Consider the following 20,105-nt stretch of genomic DNA (forward strand, 5'->3'; position numbering starts at 1 on the left):
CATAAAAAATATCTCAAAAGATACATAATATGAAATACTATCACAAGAAAAACGCTAATTTAAGGACAGTATTTCCTCTGTTTCTGTTTGTCTTTTTAGCAGCTACTATAACAATTTCTGCTCAGTCCGGAAAAGAGGCTGCTACTGCTAAATGGCTGCCCTATTTTGATTTTAAGGTTTCCAAATTTCAGTTGCCAGTTCAGGAGTACGGTCCCCTTGCCCGCTGGTGGTGGCCAGGTAATGATGTTACAAAAGAAGAACTACAAAGAGAAATTAACTTATTTGCGGATAATGGCTTCGCTGGTGTTGAGGTTCAGCCCTTGGTTATTGGTATACCAATGAATTCAAAAGTGCGAGCGAAAGTGCTCAGCTGGGATACGCCAGAATATTATGAGAATTTAAAAACAGTAATGGAAGTCTCCCGCAAGCGAAACATGATCGTTGATGTGACAAACGGAAGCGGCTGGCCTCCAGGCGGATCCTTTTTAGATCCTGAAGATGGATTCCTTTCGTTAGAATTCAGCGAGGTAAAAGTTGAGGGTGGAAAAAAAATGGCAATTACGCTTCCTGCAGTCGAAAATAAATCAACTGTTCCTGCCCAATTACAAGCAGTAGTAGTAGCTAAATTAGTAGCTAATTCAGAAAGCGAAAAAGGTAAACCGGTTCGACTGGATCCTAATTCAGCACAAGTTGTTACAGCATTAGTAAAAAACAGCATTCTAAATTGGAACTTTCCAAAAGGACAATGGAAAGTAATTGCATTGTGGAGTATTCCAAGTGGTGAACAAACTAACATTGCTGCATCTCCTAATCAAGGACCAGTATTGGATCATTTTTCTACACAAAAAGTGCTTAAATCATACGAACATTTATTTGGTCTACGTACAGGTTTGCAACCTTATTTTGGCAATCCTATGCGAGCTGTCTTTAATGATAGTTATGAGTTCAAAGCTAACAGACATTATTCATTAGATTTTATTTCTTTTTTCAAAAAAAATAGGGGCTATGATATTACTCCTTGGTTGCCGGCCAATATGCAAAAAGGATACAATTTTGTTTCATATTTAAGGCCCGATGCAAAACCTGACTTTTATTTTTCTGATGAAGATTGGCGTTTAAGGTATGATTATGACTTAACGCTAAGTGAATTGCTAGGAGAACACTTTTTCAAAACTAGTAAGAACTGGATGGAGAAACAAGGGCTAATGCATCGCACCCAAGCCTATGGTTTAAATATGGACATGATTGCGATGGCAGGATCAGCTTCCATTCCTGAAACAGAAAGTATGCTGGGAGCAGAAGCCAATCTAAAGGTAATGACTTCGGGTAGTTTGTTATACAATCGTCCTTTAATGACTGCCGAATCAACAGTGGCAATCAATCAGGCTTATACCACTACTCCACAAAAAGTACGTTTGGCTATTGATAAATTATTCGCTGCAGGAGTTAATCAGGTAATTTATCATGGTATACCTTATCGGTATACACCCGATAAATTAGGTCCGGAAGGTTGGTATCCATTTTCTACGCCATTTCTTACAATGATTAATTTCTCAACTAATTTAGGGGAAGGAAATGTTTTCTGGAAATATCAAAAAGATATTAATGACTACGTAAGTAGAACACAATATGCATTGCGTTCCGGAAAACCACTTGCAGATGTGTTGATTTATTATCCTTTTATGAATGTTGATGGAATGCCAGAAAATCCAGAAGAAATTTTTACCAAAGGGTATCTTGAAGATAAGAACAAAAATGCAAAGGAAGCTCCAAGTACAGAAAAATTAGATTCAGAAAAAATAGCTTGGGCAGCTAAAGCTTATCCTTTGATTAATGAACTAGAAGCCAAAGGTATTTCTTGGATATTTGTAAATGATGCATCGGTACAGGAAGCTAGTCTGGAAAAAGATCAGCAAATTGATATACGTGGGAATCATTTTCAGACGTTGATTCTTATTAATACTCCTGTAATTCAGTTGAAGACGGCCCAACAGATAAAACTTCTAGCAAACAAAGGCATGCATTTCTGGGCTACCGGTGTATTGCCGACTAAACAGCCTTCTTTTTTAAACTGGAAAAAAAATGATAAAAAAACAGCTCAAAGTATAACGTCTGCTTTAAAATCAAAAAACAGCATCTATACTCAAAATGAAAAGGAGTTAGATAAAGGTTTACAGCACTTCAAAAAATCTGTGACATTCAATGGTTCCTATCATTTTATCAGGCAGGTGCAAAGGGAAATGACTGATGGCAGCCGCATACATTTTATTTGGAATAAAAGTGATCAATGGCAAACTATTGCACTTACACTAGATAAGAAATATAAGTCTAGTTTTTGGATGAATGCAGAATTGGGAACTATAACAAAAAATAGTGGTTCCACAATTACCTATCGATTTGCTCCATATAATTCTATTATTTTATTTGCATCAGCAGCAAATGATGCAGACGAAAATCAATTATCTACTTCACCTTCCATTGCCGACATGGAAAAAGAAATTCTTAGTATTAATCAATGGGATATTAAGGCTGATAGTATAACGATAAAGGGAACGTCACTATTTGATTGGAAAACCAATGAAAAACTGAAGTTATCTTCCGCAATAGGGATTTATACGTCTAAATTCCAATGGGAATCTCGAGATTCCTCCAAACATTATTTTCTTGATTTAGGTACAGTTTGCTTTACTGCCGAAGTGTTTATTAACGGAAAGCCTGCCGGAAAAAGAATTTTTGCACCTTACTTACTTGATGTAACATCCTTTCTAAAGTCAGGGACAAACCTGATCGAAATCCACGTAACACCTGGTCAGTTAAATGGGTTTATTGGTAATGCAAAAAAGGGGGATAAACGATATGCTCAGTTTAAAGGACAAGAAGATCAGGTAATGTCTGCCGGTTTGATAGGTCCTGTTAGTATAAGAACAGAAAAAGAGGATTAATTTAAGTACAATAGGTTTCTGTTAGTTGTAACTTAAGTATGTCATGTGTATCTAACACAATTACAATTATACGGAACATTTGTAAAAAATGAAAAACACAATGAAAAAAATAGTATTTCTTACGGGAGCTTCTGGAAATATGGGACAGGAAACCTTAATAAGACTTTTAGGCAGAAGCGAGAGATTCTACGTAGTAGCTTTGGTACTGCCTACTGAAAAAGATAAAAAAATAATGTCCTCCTATCAAAATAATAAAAATCTGAAGATAATTTGGGGAGATCTGACTAAATATGAAGATGTTCTGACCGGCGTTACGGGGGCTGACTTTGTACTCCACGTAGGAGGAATGGTATCGCCTATGGCTGATTATCATCCGGAACTCACTATTAAAGTAAATGTGGGTGGAGCAAAAAATATCGTAAAAGCCATACAAGCACAACCTAATCCTGATAAGATAAAGTTAGTTTATATTGGTACTGTGGCTCAAACGGGAGACCGTAATCCCTCAATTCACTGGGGAAGAACAGGCGATCCCCTCAAAATAAGTAAATATGATAACTATGCAATTACCAAGACCATTGCAGAGCGAGAGGTTATCGAATCAGGATTAAAATATTGGGTTTCACTTCGTCAGACAGGAATCCTGTATCCAAACATGGCAGATGCGCTGGATCCAATCATGTATCATGTACCCATGCAAGGGGTATTTGAATGGGCTACCGTACAAGATTCAGGTCGAATGATGGCCAACGTCTGTGAAGATGATGTTCCTGAGGAATTTTGGAGAAGAATCTACAACATTGGTGGCGGTGAAAAATATCGTACTTTCAATTACGAGTTCTTAACGCAAAGCGGAAAAGCATCAGGGATAGCTGATATGACCAAAATGTTTGACCTCAATTGGTTTGCCACTCAAAATTTTCACGGACAATGGTATGAAGACTCAGATGAATTGGAAAAATATTTAAAATTTAGGAGAGGAAGTATTCAGGACCATCTTGAATCTGTCGCTAAAAAAGGTAAAATAAAACGCTTCTTTACAAAGATTTTGCCTGCCACATTGATGAAAAAAAGGGTAATGAAACCAGTAGCCCATAAAAAAGACTACGGTACGATGGACTGGATAGAAAACAATAATATCGAAAAAATCAATGCTTATTTTGGTTCAAAAGAGGAATGGGAAAAAATACCAACTTGGAAAGAATTCGTGCCAGTCGAACCGTCGAAAACTCCTATACGCCTTTCACATGGTTATGATGAATGCAAACCCAAATCAGAACTTGACGTAACCGAGATGATTCAAGCAGCAGTATTTAGAGGAGGCAAGTGCCTTTCTGCTGAAATGGAAAAGGGGGATTTAACCACTAAATTAAAATGGGAATGTGCCTTTGAGCATCAGTTCAAGGCAAGCCCAACGGCGGTATTATTAGGGGGTCATTGGTGTCCTGACTGTGTGGCCAATGTAGATAACTATGCCGAAGAAGCGAAGCGAAATCCATTCTTCAATCAAGTTTGGAGTCCGCTTCTAAAGTAAGCAAATATTTATTTTACAACTAGCAACAATTTATGAAGTACAGAATCCAAAATATTCCAATTTTATGACACCTAATTTATTTATATCAATAATGAAAAAATCTTTCTCTCTCTATTTTATAGTTACAGTACTGTGTTTTTTTTCAGTCAACCAAATAAATGCCCAATCAAAAAGTCCTAAAGTAGCAAGTGTGCAATGGTTTCCTTATTTTAATTTTGATGTTGCAAACTTCCAAAAAGCGCCCCGTGAATTTGGTCCTTTTACGCGTTGGTGGCTTCCAGGTAATGATGTTACAAGTGAAGAATTGCAACGAGAAATCAAGGTTTTGGCTAATAATGGTTTTGCAGGAGTTGAAGTACAACCTTTAACAATGGGGTTAAATCCCAAGGCTCCACAAGAACAGATCGATCGAGTTTATAGTTGGGATACTCCTTCTTTTTATGGACATCTTAGAGCAATTATGCAACAAGCCCAGATTTCGAAAATAATTGTTGATATGAATGGAGGGAGTGGCTGGCCGCTAGGTGGTTCATTCTTCGATCCTAAAGAAAGTATGAAAACCCTGGCAGTAGCTGATTCTGCACTGGTATCTGGCAGTTTGTATAATGGATTAGTACCGATGATGAAATTTCCCAAACCTGAATCCGGAGGTCTGTCTGGAAGTTCCAATTTAGTAAAACCAGAATGGGGTATACTAAAAAGCGTAATTGCCGCAAAAGCCCTAAAAATAGAAGAAAAACAAGCTGTATTAGACCAAAAATCGGTTGTTAATTTGACCGATAAAGTAAAAAACAATATTTTGAATTGGCAAGTTCCTGGTGAGGGCAACTGGCGTTTAATTGCAAGTTGGAGCATTCCTTCGGGAGAAAAACCTTCTGTAATCGCTTCAAAAGGCACCAATTATGTAATAGACCATTTAGATCCTGAAATCGTAAACAAAACCTATGATTATTTGTTGGGATCTAGGGCAGGTTTGACAGCTTATTTTACGAAACCCCTTCGGGCAGTTTTTAATGATAGTTACGAATTTCATACGGATCGAATTATTTCGCCTGATTTTATTGAAGTTTTCAAAAAACAAAATGGCTATGATATAACACCTTATCTGTCTTCGGTTGTTCAAAAAGGATATGATCATCCCACTTATTTAGCATCAATGTATCCAAATGCAAAGCCCCCTTATGCGTTTGATCCCGTGAATCAGTGGAGGATTATGTATGATTATGATCAAACCGTTGCTGAGGTTTTCAAAAATAATTTTATAAAAACCAGTAATAACTGGATGCAAAAACACGGGCTTCTGCATCGCACGCAAGCCTATGGTTTTCCAACAGATTTGATTGGTACAGCAGCGGCAGCAGCTATTCCTGAAGCTGAACAATTGTTTGCGGAAGGTTCAGAAGGATATTTAAAGTTAGTAACATCGGGAGCTCACCTTAACAACAGACCAGTCATTACGCAAGAGTCTTTCGTTTCAATTCTACGGGCAGAAATGACAACCCCTCAAAAAATTAAAATTTGGGCAGACAAATCATTTGCTTGTGGAATCAATCAGTTGATTTATCATGGCACACCTTACAAGTATAACAATGGAGAGTATGGTAAAGAAGGCTGGAACACATGGTCGAGTTCATTTGTGCCCTATATTAATTTTTCTACAGGAATGAATGAATCGGATCCATTTTGGAAAGATTTAAAAGAAGTAAATCAATATTTGGCACGATGCCAATATGCTCTGCGTGCGGGTAAACCACAAACGGATGTATTAATTTATATGCCGTTTAATAATTTTACGGAAGACCAAATTGGATTGAATCCGGAAGAAACGATGATAAGAGGATATTTCAAAGGAATGGAGCCGGACATTAAAGGTTTTGGCGTTTACAAGCCTTCGAAAACAGCACTTAATACTTGGTACAATACACTTTGGGAAACAGTCAATGAGTTGGAAGCTAAAGGCATTACATGGGAATTTGTAAATGATGAATATTTGCAAAAGGCGAACGTATTGAATGGTAAAATCAATATTCAGGGCAATCAGTATCAAACATTAATTTTAGCTAATTTACCGTATGTTAATTTAAAAACAGCTAAACATATCAATAATTTGAGTAAAACCGGCATGAACGTTTGGGCTATTGGAGCGCATCCGATACAACAACCATCTTATCTTGATTTCGAAAAAAATGATCTGTTAACAGCACAATTAATGAATGAAATCTGGAATGAAAAACACACTATAAAAATAGCTTCAAAATTGCCTGTTGAAACAATCATCCAAAAAATAAGATTTTCAAAAGAGATTCGTTTTTCACGACAAATTAATCGTGAGATGGCTGACGGAAGTATCATTAAATTTATTTCTAATAAAACAGACCAATGGCAGACAATTGAATTAACGGTTGACGAAAAATTAATAAATTGTTATTGGTTTAATGCCGAAGATGGTTCAGCAATTCCTGCCAAAGGACAAAATATTAGTTATCGACTTTCACCTTATGGTTCAGTACTGCTATATGCTTCTTCCAAGAAAACAAATGTAAAATCGATTGTCAAAAAAACTATTGATGATACTTTTGATCCTATAGTTACTATTGGAAACTGGAATATGAAAATTGGTGAAAATAAGTATGAAAATAGTCCCCTTTTTGATTGGAAAGATAATGAACAAACGAAATTTAATTCAGAAGATGGACTTTATTCGGCAAATTTTTCTGTAGATAAAATTCAGGCAGGGAAGACTTATATAGTGGATTTGGGTAAAGTATTTTATGTGGCCTATGTCAAAATTAACGGTGTTGACGCGGGGAAAAGACTTTTCTCTCCCTACAGTTTCGATATTACTAAATTGTTGAAACAAGGACAAAATTCGATAGAAGTCACCGTTATAACTACTCGTAGAAATGGTTTTACGGGTGAAGCTGTAAGAGGAAATTCGCAATATGCTCAATTTAAAGGGAAAAAAAATATTTTGGTTCCTTCGGGGCTGGTAGGACCAGTTGTTATTAAAATAAAGTAGGAAATAATTTTATTGCTGGAAAACTGCATTGGGCCTTATGGACTAATGCAGTTTTTTTTTATAGTATAAATGGATTTTGGCTGCAAGCAGGGCGTGCTTTTTATTCCTAGTTTTAAGTATTTGCATTCTACTATGCCTGTGTTGTTGATGATCTTTTAATTCTTACCTAATTATAAAACAATAGCCCTTAGCTCTTTGTTTTCAATTTTAAAAATTAAAATTAAATTTTCAGAACAAGATTGCCTTCCTCCGGATTTAGATAATTTATTTCAGATTAGTGAAAAAATAAATTATTAATATAATGAATAAAAAAAAATAAAACGACTGTTTCTATTACGATTGCGTAGGACAGTTGTTAGAAAGTGTATTGTTAATTTTGAAATATATAAAACATAAAATATGTGATGTATAAAAAAAGACAAGAATAAAAAAATACTAACTAAAAAAACCAGAAAATGAAGAAGTTTTTACAACAACATCGAGTTGCCCTGTTCCTAATTAAGGCAGTGGTGTTGTATTTAGGGTTCAGCACCCAAGCGATGGCGCAGCAAATTGTACAGGGGAAAGTAACGGATGATAATAGTCAACCACTTATTGGTGTAAGTGTAGCAGTGAAAGGAACAAACAAAGGGACGAATACTGATGCAGATGGAAAGTACAGTATTGATGCTAGTACTAATTCTACTTTAGTTTTCAATTATGTTGGGTTCAAAACGAAACAGGTAGTTGTCATTAATCAAACAACGGTTAATGTTGTGTTGAATGAGGATACACAAGCATTAGATGAAGTAGTCGTAACAGGGGTATTTGATAAACGTACTAAGATGCAATCCTCAGTTTCAATTTCAACCCTTAGTGCAAAACAAATAGATAGGGTAGCTGTAACTAGTGCAGCTGATTTATTAAAAAATATACCTGGGGTGTTTGTGAATAATGCTTTAGGTGAAATTAGAAATACGGTTTATTCCAGAGGGGTATCTGTAGGTTCCAATGATGGTGCTTCTGGTTATTATTATGTTTCCATGCAGGAAGATGGTTTACCAGTGACCAATGCGACTTTTACAAATTATGGTCCGGATTTTTTCTTACGTACGGATGCGACTTTAGGAAAACTAGAGGCAGTACGCGGTGGTACAGCATCGATCTTAGGAAACAATGCGCCTGGAGGTATTTTTAATTATGTATCTAAAACGGGTGGTTCTAAATTTGAAGGAGAAATTCGTGCTAAATTTGGTTTGGAAGGAAATGGGAAAAATCCATATTATCGTACAGACTTTAATTTTGGAGGTCCTTTGAGTAAAGACAGATCAGTTACTTTTAATGTTGGTGGTTTTTTACGTCAAAATGATGGAGATAGATATTCAGGTTATACAATGAACAAAGGAGGGCAAATAAAAGCCAATATTGCTAAAACATATACAACAGGTAGTTTAAAACTATTTGTAAAGTATCTTGATGATCACAATGGATTTAATGAGTTCTTACCAACTATTGGGTTTACAAATCCACATTATCCGTCAGGAGTTTCTAATACAAACTCTGTTTTAATTCCTCCTGTAACTGCTGATGCCACAATTAATGAATCTGGTGAAAAAATACACTTTGATTCTGCTGATAAAACACATAATAAAGATAAATCTATTGGTTTAAATTGGGAACAAAGCCTTGGTAATGGCTGGAAAATAGACAATAAATTTCGGTATTCAGATAAAAGCTCATTATGGAATACTACCGCTATAGTATCTCCAATAGCAACTGATGGAGCGATATTTTATGGTGTTAATGGTTTTACCGATCTAAACGCTATGAGTGCTGCATTCTCTTTTAATGACCTTGCCAGTGGAACTCAAATTGGGTCAGTTACAACTAATTTCTTCCAGTCTTTTACTGTTAATAATAGTAATTTTCCAGGTTCTTCTATTCAGAAAAATTCATTGTACTTCCATCCATTAATTTACACGGAAAATAAGATGAATGAATATATTAATCAATTTACAATTGCTAAAAAATTGGAAAAAATGAGCTTTACTGCAGGTGCATTTTATGCAGGATCTAAATTAGATAGAAAAGACGGTGCTTTAGGAATTGCTTATTCGCAAATGACATCACCTCGTCCAACATTGACCAGTATTTCTTATGTCGGACAAATTTTTGATCCCAGAACATATCAGGTGACAAATGCTGAGGGAGTTTTTGGTGGTTCCGGAAAAAGTGCTGCAATATCTCTTATGGAGGCTAAGCAGAAACAATTTGCTCTTTTCTTTGGTCACAATTGGGAATTAAGTTCAAAATTAAATTTTGATTGGGGTATTCGTTATGAAAATCTTTCTTATAATGGGACTAATCAAATAGCTGTTGCCGATAATAGTAATACTACTGGAGGAACTGACGGAAATGTTCTAACATTATATGATAATGGCGCTGGAAAAATAGGGGCTGTCTATAATTATACTAATCAAAAAATTAGCACATTTTCTTTTTCAGGAGGATTAAATTATAAATATGCGGATAATCAAGCAGTTTATGCTCGTTACTCTCAAGGAAGTAAAGCACCGGATTTAGGGATGTTTGTAAGTTTGAATACACAATTTGCAGCTGATAATTTAGACCCATTAGCTCAAAAAGTGCAACAGTTTGAAATGGGGTATAAAGTAAAAACGGGAAGAACAAATCTTTTTGTAACACCTTTCTATAGTGTTTTAAGCAATGTTGCTCAACAATCACAAGGACAAGAAGGTGATGATTTGACTACAGCATATTATACTCCGGTATTGTACAATAAATTTAGAACAATGGGTGTTGAATTAGAGGGTAATCAAGAATTTACAGAAAATTTCAGTGTGCGAGCCGTGGCGACTTTTCAAACCTCTAAAGCTGTAGAATATAAAACTTGGGTTTTGGGGGCTAATGGAAGCGCTGATGACACAGTAGCTGATTTTTCAGGTAATAAAACAGACAATAGTGCAGATGTGATTTTAAGAGTTTCCCCTACGTACACTTCAGGAAAATTTTATTCCTCACTTGATTTTTCATATATGGGAAAACGTAGTGCTAACGTAGCTAATGTTTTTGATTTGCCGGCTTACAATCAATCTAACTTGAATTTAGGGTATAACTTGACGGCAAAATTACAATTACAAGCTAATATTAATAACTTATTTAACCAAAATGGGGTTATGGGCTGGTCGGCACCAGGAGGTTTTCCTGCTTCTTTAGACAGACAAGGTTTTACAAAAGCGCAATTAGATGCAAATCCTAATGCTACATATGCTACTTTGAGTTTGCCTCCTCGTGCGTATTTCATTACTGCAACGTATAAGTTTTAAGTTTTTTAGTTTATTTATGTAGTTCTAACCAGATAAGACGAAACTCTTATCTGGTTTTTTTCTTAAATTTTTAATTTAAAAAAAGGAAATGCAGTTCCGATCTTGAAACGCTATTGGGTGTAATTCTTTATATTTGGAATCAAATTCTTTTAAATCATTCACATAACAAATATTAAAATGTTTAAGCAAATTTTGTTGTTTTTTTTCTTTTTTCTTTGCATTCAGACGGAAGCCAAAATTGTCAAAATCATCATTGATAAAAATGAGCCATACGCTAACAATAAATCTTTTGGAGATATTGGTCAGTACGAAAAACTTACAGGTAGAGCTTTTGGAGAAATAAACCCGTTCGATAGGCATAACGCACTTATTCAAGACATTCAATTAGCTCCAAAAAATGCGAATGGTATGGTTGAATATGTAACGGAGTTTATCTTGTTACGTCCCAAAGATTTGGGTAAAAGTAATGGACTATTCTTTTTAAATCTGCCCAATCGCGGCAATGCTTTTCCAGCAGATAATGCTTTATTGGAGAGAGGATACCTCTATTTTTGGTGTGCATGGCAAGGCGATGTACTTGCAGGGAACAATAGATTAACTATTAAAGTGCCAATTGCGACTAATAATGGTACTGCAATAACCGGTAAGCTTCGTACAGAATATCACGTTTCTAAAACTGTGCCTACACTTTTTTTAAGTAGTGGAGCATTTACCGGAAATTCGCACCATAGTTATGAAACGGTAAGTTTGGACAATGAAGGGTTAGTTTTAACAAAAAGAGTCCAGGAATCAGACCTGCGAATACCTATTCCAAATGCAGAATGGGCTTTTGCTGATTGTAATAAAGTTGTTTTTCCAGGAACTCCCAATTCTACGATGATTTCAATTAAGAGTGGCTTTGAGCCGCAATATATTTACGAATTAATATATACAGCTAAAAATCCTTTAGTGCTTGGATTGGGCTTTGCTGCCATTCGTGATATAACTTCTTTCCTGAAACATGAAGCGCAAGATATTGAAGCTACAGCCAATCCTTTTTTGTCGGAACAAAAAACAAATCTTGTCAAAGCAGCAGTAATGTTTGGGGTTTCACAATGCAGCGGATTTACGCGTACTTTTCTTCAGTTAGGCTTCAATGAAGATGAAAATGGTAAGATCGTTTTTGAGGGTGTCAATAGTCATATTGGACCTCGTCGTGTTTCTTTGAATGTGCGTTTTGGGCGTCCTGGAGGAGGAGGAATGCAACATGAAGATCATCTTTTTCCTGGAAACGAAGCTCCTTTTACATGGGGATCATCGTATGACCCCATTTCTAAAATAGAAGGAGGAATTTTAGACCGCTGTATGGCATCGAATACTTGTCCTAAAATTATGCAGACGCTCAGTTCAACCGAATATTGGCAATCGAGAATGTCGCTAAGGACAATAGATTTATTTCGCGGAAAAGATATTTTAATTCCTGAAAATGTCCGTATTTATTTGTTTTCATCTACACAACACACCCCTTATTCCACAAAAAGCCCATTGTCAGGTTTTATGACCAATGGCAATTCGTATTACGAAAATCTGCGTGCCTTGCAAATAGCTTTGGGGTATTGGGTTTTAGAAGGCAACGAGCCTCCTGCAAGTATTTACCCAACTCTTAAGAAAAAGACCTTGGTTGAATCTAATCAAAAAACAAGCGGATGGCATGACATACCAAATGTTATTTACTCAGGCAAATTAAATGATGGAGTCGACTTAGATTTCGGTGAAAATTTTATTGAAAAAGACGAATCAGGCATTATTCAAGAGCCTCCGGTTGCTTTTAAGAAAAAATACAAGATTTTGATACCAAAAGTTGATATTGATAATAATGAAATAGACGGTATTCGTAGCTTGTCTATCCGAGTGCCTTTAGGTACTTACACAGGTTGGAGCTTACGAAAATCAGGTTTTGGCGAAGGCGATTTAAACAGTTTGGAAGGTATGTTTATTCCTTTCAAATCAACAAAAACCGAACGTATTGCCGTTGGGGATAATCGTTTGTCGTTAGAAGAACGTTATGGTAGCCATGAGGGTTATGTTTCCGCTATAAAAAAAGCAACAGAAATACTCATAAAAGAACGTTTTTTATTGGTAGAAGACGCTCAAAGTGAAATTGAAAAGGCAGAAAAAAGTACTGTTTTGATACGATAAATAGAAAAATAGGTTAGCAATTTTGGGTGTAGTGTTTATCGTATCAAAACAGTACTTCTTTTTATAATGTTTTAAATAACATTGCCCAGCAAAAAATCTTATCTGGTTTTTTACGTAAATTTTTAATTTAAAAAAAAATGATTAAAAAGTATTTAATTATCACCTTACTGTTGCTCTTTTCAATTAGTAATGCCCAAAAAGTAATTCCGCTCTATGATGGAATAGTCCCTAATTCTAAAGAGGTTGCAGGATTAACTGATTCTATTGCAGTTTTTGGTACAGGAGATAATAAGTGGAGTTTTGTAATTAGAGTTGCCAGTCCGGATTTAACGGTTTTTTTACCGGAAAAAAGCAAAGCCACAGGTATAGCAGTTATTATTTGTCCAGGTGGTGGATATGGGGGACTAGCTATTAATCATGAGGGCTATGTTATTGCAAAAAAACTAAATGAAAAAGGGATTGCGGGGTTTGTGCTAAAATACCGTTTACCTAATGCTAAATATGTAGAAAAAAAAGAAATAGTTCCTTTGCAAGATGCGCAACGTGCTATTCAAATAGTTCGAGAAAATGCCAAGAAATGGGGAATTAATCCCAATAAAATTGGTATTGAGGGCAACTCTGCAGGTGGGCATTTAGCTTCTACCGTTGGTACACATTATCAGAAGGCACTAATTGACAATCCTCTTAAAACTAGTTTACGTCCAGACTTTATGGTTTTAAATTATCCGGTGACTAGTATGGCGGATGATTTAGCACATTTGGGTTCAAGGTATAATTTGATTGGAGATGAGTTAGCCCCTGCAGTATTAGATGATATTATGAAAGATCGTAAAACATCGGAACAAAAATTAGCCAGCTTGCCACTAAACGCAGCAAAAATAAATGAATATTCTAATGAACTTCATGTAACTTCTGATACACCTGCAACATTTATAACTCATGCCGTAAATGATAAAGTAGTTAAAGTGCAAAATTCATTACTGTTTATTGCTGCTTTACAGAAAAATAAAGTACCCGTTCAATCTTTCTTTTATGCTAAAGGTGGCCATGGATATGGGATTGACAACCCAACTAGTGAGGTAGAATGGATAGACAGCTGTATCGATTGGATTTTGAAAATGAATAAAAAATAGTTTTTCGAAAATAGTGGGATTAGTGTGAACGAATTCAATTTAATATAACGTAATCACAAGTATAACCAAATCGAAGAATGAAAAAAGCGTTAATTTTATTTTTCATTTACGTGAATTCAGATTGTAAATAGCTTGAATTGAATCCTGAATTCTAAAAAAGTAATCAATGCATTAAGAGCGATGTTCTTACTGAAAATTATGGCACTTTATAAAGAATTCATTTTCTCCTTATTCATTGTTGATTGTAGAAATAAAAGTAGATTAGGAAGCTTATAATTCATATTTAAAAAATAGTTGTCCCTAAGAAAGTTAGATTTTCAATTTATAAAAAAAGTATACTTACATTAATATCCTTATGGCAACAGATTTTGCAAAAATAGAAAAAACTGCAGTGAATTGGTATTGAATTCTGAAAGGGAACAAATTGAAAATCCGTTTTTGTTAATACAAAGAGGGTCTTTATAAAATAAATAAAATGGAATTACGTAAATTAAAATCATTTTTGGTCGTTGCAAAAGAATTACATTTTGCTAAAGCTGCTGAAAAATTGAATATTACTCAGCCTGCCTTAACGCACCAAATTAAACAGTTAGAAAGTGAATTAGGTCTTGAACTTTTTGATAAAGATAAACGAATAAATCATAGAAAAGTTGAGCTCACTGAATCAGGTTCTTACTTGACAAAAGAATTAAGCCGTGTTGTGGAACTTTATGATAAAACGATAAAAAATGCTAAAATTATCAATGACAAAACGAAACATTTAAAAATTGGAATACATAAGGTTAGTCGTATCACTGGAGTTTTTGAAATAGTACAAAAGCTACAAAATATTTTTCCAGGATCCACCTATAAAATAATTGAATTTTCTTCATTGGAGTCAATTCAAGAAGCTATTTTTAAAGGTAATATTGATTTTGGGCTCACTATTTTTCCAATTGTGTATAAAAATATTAATTATCATGTAATCAGCAAAGAGTATCTTAATGTCATCATGTCGGTCGAACATCCTTTGGCTAAATATAAACAGATTAAGATTGAACAATTAAGAAACGACAAATGGATAGAGTTAAATAAAGAATTACTTCCTACTTTTTTGGAAGATTTAGAAATGATTTGCCGAAATGCAGGTTTTTCCAGAGATGCAAATATAGTTCAGGAAGTATCTAGTGTAGAGCTGTTGTTAGGTTTAGTAAATTCCAATGTCGGAGTGGCAATCTTACCTTCCGAATTCCCATTAAATTCAGACAGTATAGTTTCTAAAGAGTTATTTATTTCTAAAAATACCAGATTAGAAATGACAATAGTTCTTGCTTTCAACGATAGTCATAATGAGGAATACCAACAGCTATTGACAGATAATTGGTAAATGTATAGGTGACTTGTTACAACATGATTGTAGCGTTAGAAGCGATATTGAAACACCTGAAATGGCATTAAAAAGTAAATCAATCTGGATTCAAACCTATACTAGTAGTATGCTGATTAGTCTTGTCATATCCTGAATTTTTATAAGTGCTTGTTTGTTTTGTTCGGTATGCATAGCCATCACCTCTTGTTGATTATAAGATCGTCCTTCTCTTTTTTCGCTTGGCCTTCAGTTGGTTTGGAACGTGGGCTGCAGTCTGTTCGAATTGGGTAGGTATGTTTGGTACTTTTCCAATTGCAGCATTTGACTCAACAGATTTATTGCTTAGGAAGGCATCACCAAACGAAGGTTTATTATTTGCAGCATTGGTCATGTGAGATGTAATTCGATATGATTTTTTACTGTCAGGACCTTTTATTTGTTGCCCATTTATTGTAAGTAATTCACAACGCTCTTGTATAGCTTCAGCACTGTATCGCTTGCCTAGCGCACTACCATTAAAAACAGATTTTGTGACATGGTCTACATAGGTAATTTCAGAAAGAAAACCTTCTTCATTTCTCTTGAAAACGGTATTAATCCCTACCTTCTCCAGTATTTTGACTAGTTTGTTTACGGTCATTGCTTTCTGTCGTAGCAGGGCTATATCAATGCTATTTTTTATACGTATTTTATCAGGCATTCTTCTGACTTCATTGCTCTTAAATTTTTCTTCTAAAAATTTTAAAGTTGGTTTATTGTAAAAATCACTTGCTTTAATTGGAACACCAATTTGCTTGCCACTTTCAACAAGTGTTTTGTACACCAGTCCTTTATTTATAAACATTTTTGAATTCTCACTGCCACGATCAGCCATGATGTTGTATTGTTTTAGCACCGCATTCAGTTCGGGAAGACTCGCATACTTGTACTGATTCAAAACCATATTTAATACATCGGCTATGGCTTTCTTGGATTCGACCTTTCCATACTGAATCTTTCCCATAACAATCGGTTGTAAATTAAATTCTTCTTTCTTTTTTCGTCCTTCAGCTATAATAAGCCCAAAGAGTTCTTCAATCTCCTTTCTCGCGGGCTCTGATTTTCTTGTAGCTAAATTATGTGTGTAAATACACTTACCGTCCCTTTCAATATTTGTGGTTACAACGTGGAGGTGTGGATGTCCTGCATCGTGATGCTGGTACACTAAATAAGGTTGTTTTCCGAAGCCTATTTTCTCCATATAGCTATGCGCAATAGCCATCATTTTTTCTTCGGAATGGCTTTCTGATGGGGCAAAATTCAGAGAAATATGGATACTGTTCGACTTTACTTTGTCGTTTAATTCAATTCGTTTCATAAAGTGATTTAGCTTTACGATATCATTCATTTTGTCGACATCGACAGGATAGTTTCCTGCACCAATGCACGTTGCTGCGCCTGTTTTTACTTTGTTCTCGTTGTAGTTTATGGCGTGACGTAATGAGCGGTTTGTGTTTATAATTGTAACCATTGGTTCGTTTTTTTATATGTTTTTAATGCTTTGTTGAAAAGAACTGTTGTCCAGTTCGTAGTATAGTTCAGTACCTGAATTCGGCAACAGGTTGGTGAAATTTTGGCTGTTGAAGCAAAAAATTACCCTTTAGTTTTTGCAGTAATTCACTAGTCGTGCAGTTGTAATAAAGTACTCCAAAATCAATTAGCTTTCCAATTTTCTGGTCGTACCAACAATTAAGTCGTTGATTGATTTTGAAAGAGGGCGTTCTTTCATCCCTAAAAGGAGAAAAGAACCAAAAATCAGCACCTCTGATTTTAGAAGGCTTAAAACCTAAAGTGCACAAATAGCTAATCATGTCCATGGTTTTAGCTTGATCGATTGTCATTGTGTTGTTTTTAAAATTCATAACAGTCATTTTATCAGGTTACTAGTTCAGTTATTTGATACGAATGTAAAGAAGCTAAAGTTGTTATGCAATCCTCCCCAAATTTTGCGTAGGACTAATTCGGTAAGTCGTTCTGTTTTTGGTTGACTCCGATTCGGCGATAAATAGAGTCTGTAAGGGTATTAATTTATGCCAAAACGAAAATGGCGGGTTTTTGGCAATTTTTGGCACGTTTTTGATACGCGATTATCAATTTAACTACTGTAAATTTGAATCTCCCCATTTGTTATCGCTAATTCAGAAGCTATAAAACATCATTTAACTTTTATCGGAAATAAAAAACAATCCTGATTTGATACGTCATAATCCTGATTTTGCTAACAGTTATTTATTTAAAAAAAAAGAATTTTACACAACTAATATTAATCACCTTACGAAATGAAATCTTATCAACGCATCAAAAGTATTCTTATAGAAACAGTTTCTCTGCTGTATGTTTTATTGTTTATCTATGCAGCGGGGAGCAAGTTTTTGGATTTTGAAAACTTTCAAGTACAGTTGGGACAATCGCCTCTATTGAGTGCTTTTGCCGAATGGGTTGCATGGGGAGTGCCGATAGCCGAACTATTAATTTCAGTACTTCTTATTTTTCCAAGATATCGGCTGCTAGGCTTATTTGCAGCTTTCAGCCTGATGGTTATGTTTACGACCTATATCATTATCATATTGAATTTCAGTTCGTTTATCCCTTGCTCTTGCGGCGGGATATTGGAAAAGTTGGGTTGGACCGAACATCTGGTGTTTAATGGTGTATTTATACTACTGGCGGCAGCGGGCATCCTGATACTGGCCCGTGGCGTTTCTGAGGAGCGCCGAATTTTAAAGCCCGCTGCTCTGGCCAGTATTTTTTCAGTATCGCTGTTTTGTAGTATTGGTATGGTTGTGTTCTTGTTTACTCTGTCCGAAAATCGTATGCAATATCACAATAGTTTTGTCAGACGATTTCCGCATTTTCCGGCCGAAAAAAAGAATCAAATGGATTTAAAATTCAACTCGTATTATTTTGCGGGTAGCGGGGAAGGAAAAATATTCTTAGGGAATTTCACAGCACCGCTGCAAATCTTGGAAATCGATACCACCTTAAAAATAAAGAAGACCCATCGCATTGAGCTCAACCGAAAAAACTTCCCGTTTCGCTCGGTAACGATAAAAGTGGCACCCCCTTACTTTTTTGTAACTGACGGTAGCGTTCCGTGCATATTTAGAGGCAGCATAAAAGACTGGAAGGCAAAATTCATGATGCAAGGGTCGGAATATTTTACAAAAATAGAGCCCATAGATTCAACAACTATGGTAATACGGGCAATGAGCAAAAAAAATGGAGAAAGTATTCTGGGAACAATAAACCTCAGAGATACCACAAAAGTACATCTTTCGCCAAAACTATTAGAAAAACAAATAGACGGCTTTTTGGATACCGATGGCACCTTGCTTTACAACGCTCAGTTGCAACGTCTGGTTTATCAGTACCGGTATAGAAATCAATTCATCGTGGCCGACCGCAACCTGAATATTGATTTTCGAGGCACTACAATTGATACGATCAGTCATCCAAAGCTTGATATACGATATGTGGCGAGTACAGACGAAAGAAAATTCGGTGCCCCTGCGGTAATAGTTAACAAAACAAATGCTGCCTATAGCAACTTATTTTTTGTCAATTCAGCATTGCCAGGAAAGTATGAATCTGCTTTGACATGGAAGCAAGCCAGCATCATTGACCTCTACAATCTAAACACCAGGGGTTACATTTCGAGCTTTTACATTTATGATGTCAACGGCAAGAAACTAAATAGCTTTTTAGTGGTTAAGAATCTTTTATTCGCGCTGATAGACGATCAGCTGGTGCTGTATAAATTACGCAAAAGTGTGACGAGTCATTACCTCAAAAACAATAGGGAAAATAAATAATTTTCTTTAAAAATACATTGCAATGTCAGGGATACGATTGAAAACCTGTTAACAGAGTAAATCACAACTTAAATTTTAGTATTATGAGAACAAGTTTTGTTAAAATGATCCTGCCAATGGCAGTCATTACAGTAGCAATTGCTGGCGCGTTAACCACTAGCGCAATGGGCAAAAATTCAGCTAGCTCCCCTGTTCAGGGCTATAGCCATTTGGAGGACGAACCGTGTCACAAAGAAATTATGTGTAACAATGCAGGCGGAGTTGCTTGTACCGTAGGTGCAGTTCAGCTGTATGCTAAATCAGGCGCTACCTGTCCAACGCCACTGTTCAGATCGAATTAGTGTAGAGTGCCTTTAAACCGGGCAAAAAAGCAATGCAGTTCCTCAAAAAGGAACTGCATTGTTGTTTTTAATTGTCAGACAACGGGTTCAACGCTATCTCGTGCTGACCATCGGGCAGCATCCAAGGAGCTATCTTCTGATCTTTCAGATAATACCCAAACCAATCGTCCATTCGGTGTATAAGGTCTTTTTGGTTCACTGGGTTCGCCAGATCATGTTCTTCCTTTGGATACACTAATAGAATGTGTCTTTTTTGCAATTTTCTTAGGGCTACATACAATTCCGTACTTTGATAATATGGCACCTGATGGTCTTCTGTTCCATTCCATCCCAATAAGGGTGTGCTTATTTTGGCAGCATTTAGAATAGGCGAATTTCGATCATAGCCTTGCGGGTCTTCAAATAAAGATTTTTTCATACGCATTTGTTGGGA

12 protein-coding genes are annotated in these 20,105 nt (G+C 35.7%); 9 read left to right on the forward strand and 3 right to left on the reverse strand.

What is annotated here, in order from left to right; all coding sequences use genetic code 11:
* Window positions 1–29: 29 nt before the first annotated feature.
* The 7 genes from ACNQGN_RS01445 (at window position 30) to ACNQGN_RS01475 (ending at window position 15,498) form a co-directional block, all read left to right on the forward strand.
* Window positions 30–2,942 (forward strand): glycosyl hydrolase, encoded by a 2,913-nt coding sequence (locus ACNQGN_RS01445; protein WP_417986100.1) that lies wholly within the window; start codon window positions 30–32, stop codon window positions 2,940–2,942.
* 100 nt (window positions 2,943–3,042) lie between these two features.
* A complete protein-coding gene (locus ACNQGN_RS01450) occupies window positions 3,043–4,476 on the forward strand; it encodes an NAD-dependent epimerase/dehydratase family protein (protein ID WP_417986101.1) in 1,434 nt (477 codons plus the stop codon).
* Window positions 4,477–4,567: 91 nt separating this feature from the next.
* Window positions 4,568–7,495, forward strand: a complete 2,928-nt coding sequence (locus ACNQGN_RS01455) for a glycosyl hydrolase (protein WP_417986102.1) — start codon at window positions 4,568–4,570, stop codon at window positions 7,493–7,495.
* A gap of 455 nt (window positions 7,496–7,950) precedes the next feature.
* Window positions 7,951–10,821: a TonB-dependent receptor gene (locus tag ACNQGN_RS01460; protein WP_417986103.1), complete on the forward strand. Its 2,871-nt coding sequence runs from the start codon at window positions 7,951–7,953 to the stop codon at window positions 10,819–10,821.
* 177 nt (window positions 10,822–10,998) lie between these two features.
* The gene (locus tag ACNQGN_RS01465) at window positions 10,999–12,999 is read left to right on the forward strand and encodes an alpha/beta hydrolase domain-containing protein (protein WP_417986104.1); all 2,001 of its coding nucleotides are present in this window, start codon (window positions 10,999–11,001) and stop codon (window positions 12,997–12,999) included.
* Between the two features lie 137 nt (window positions 13,000–13,136).
* Window positions 13,137–14,132 carry an alpha/beta hydrolase gene (locus ACNQGN_RS01470; RefSeq protein WP_417986105.1) on the forward strand — a complete coding sequence of 332 codons (996 nt, stop codon included), beginning with the start codon at window positions 13,137–13,139 and terminating at the stop codon, window positions 14,130–14,132.
* 475 nt (window positions 14,133–14,607) lie between these two features.
* Window positions 14,608–15,498 carry a LysR family transcriptional regulator gene (locus ACNQGN_RS01475; RefSeq protein WP_417986106.1) on the forward strand — a complete coding sequence of 297 codons (891 nt, stop codon included), beginning with the start codon at window positions 14,608–14,610 and terminating at the stop codon, window positions 15,496–15,498.
* 193 nt (window positions 15,499–15,691) lie between these two features.
* On the opposite strand, the gene ACNQGN_RS01480 is transcribed toward ACNQGN_RS01475, so the two are convergent.
* Together ACNQGN_RS01480 and ACNQGN_RS01485 are read right to left on the reverse strand one after the other, a co-directional pair.
* On the reverse strand, window positions 15,692–16,990 hold the full coding sequence (locus tag ACNQGN_RS01480) for a relaxase/mobilization nuclease domain-containing protein (protein ID WP_417986107.1): 1,299 nt from the start codon (window positions 16,988–16,990) through the stop codon (window positions 15,692–15,694).
* Window positions 16,991–17,057: 67 nt separating this feature from the next.
* Window positions 17,058–17,360: a hypothetical protein gene (locus ACNQGN_RS01485; protein ID WP_417986108.1), complete on the reverse strand. Its 303-nt coding sequence runs from the start codon at window positions 17,358–17,360 to the stop codon at window positions 17,058–17,060.
* Between the two features lie 438 nt (window positions 17,361–17,798).
* Here ACNQGN_RS01485 and ACNQGN_RS01490 point away from each other — a divergent pair, with 438 nt between their 5' ends.
* Window positions 17,799–19,331: a DoxX family protein gene (locus ACNQGN_RS01490; protein ID WP_417986109.1), complete on the forward strand. Its 1,533-nt coding sequence runs from the start codon at window positions 17,799–17,801 to the stop codon at window positions 19,329–19,331.
* An 83-nt stretch (window positions 19,332–19,414) separates the two neighbouring features.
* Complete coding sequence (locus ACNQGN_RS01495) at window positions 19,415–19,672, forward strand: DUF6520 family protein (RefSeq protein ID WP_417986110.1); 258 nt, start codon at window positions 19,415–19,417, stop codon at window positions 19,670–19,672.
* A gap of 67 nt (window positions 19,673–19,739) precedes the next feature.
* Here the strand turns inward: ACNQGN_RS01495 and ACNQGN_RS01500 are convergent.
* Window positions 19,740–20,105, reverse strand: a 366-nt coding sequence (locus tag ACNQGN_RS01500) for an alpha/beta hydrolase family protein (protein WP_417986111.1), incomplete at its 5' end; no start/stop codon positions are given.

Origin of the sequence: Flavobacterium rhamnosi (genome assembly GCF_048286515.1) — a bacterium.
Classification (GTDB): Bacteria; Bacteroidota; Bacteroidia; order Flavobacteriales; family Flavobacteriaceae; genus Flavobacterium.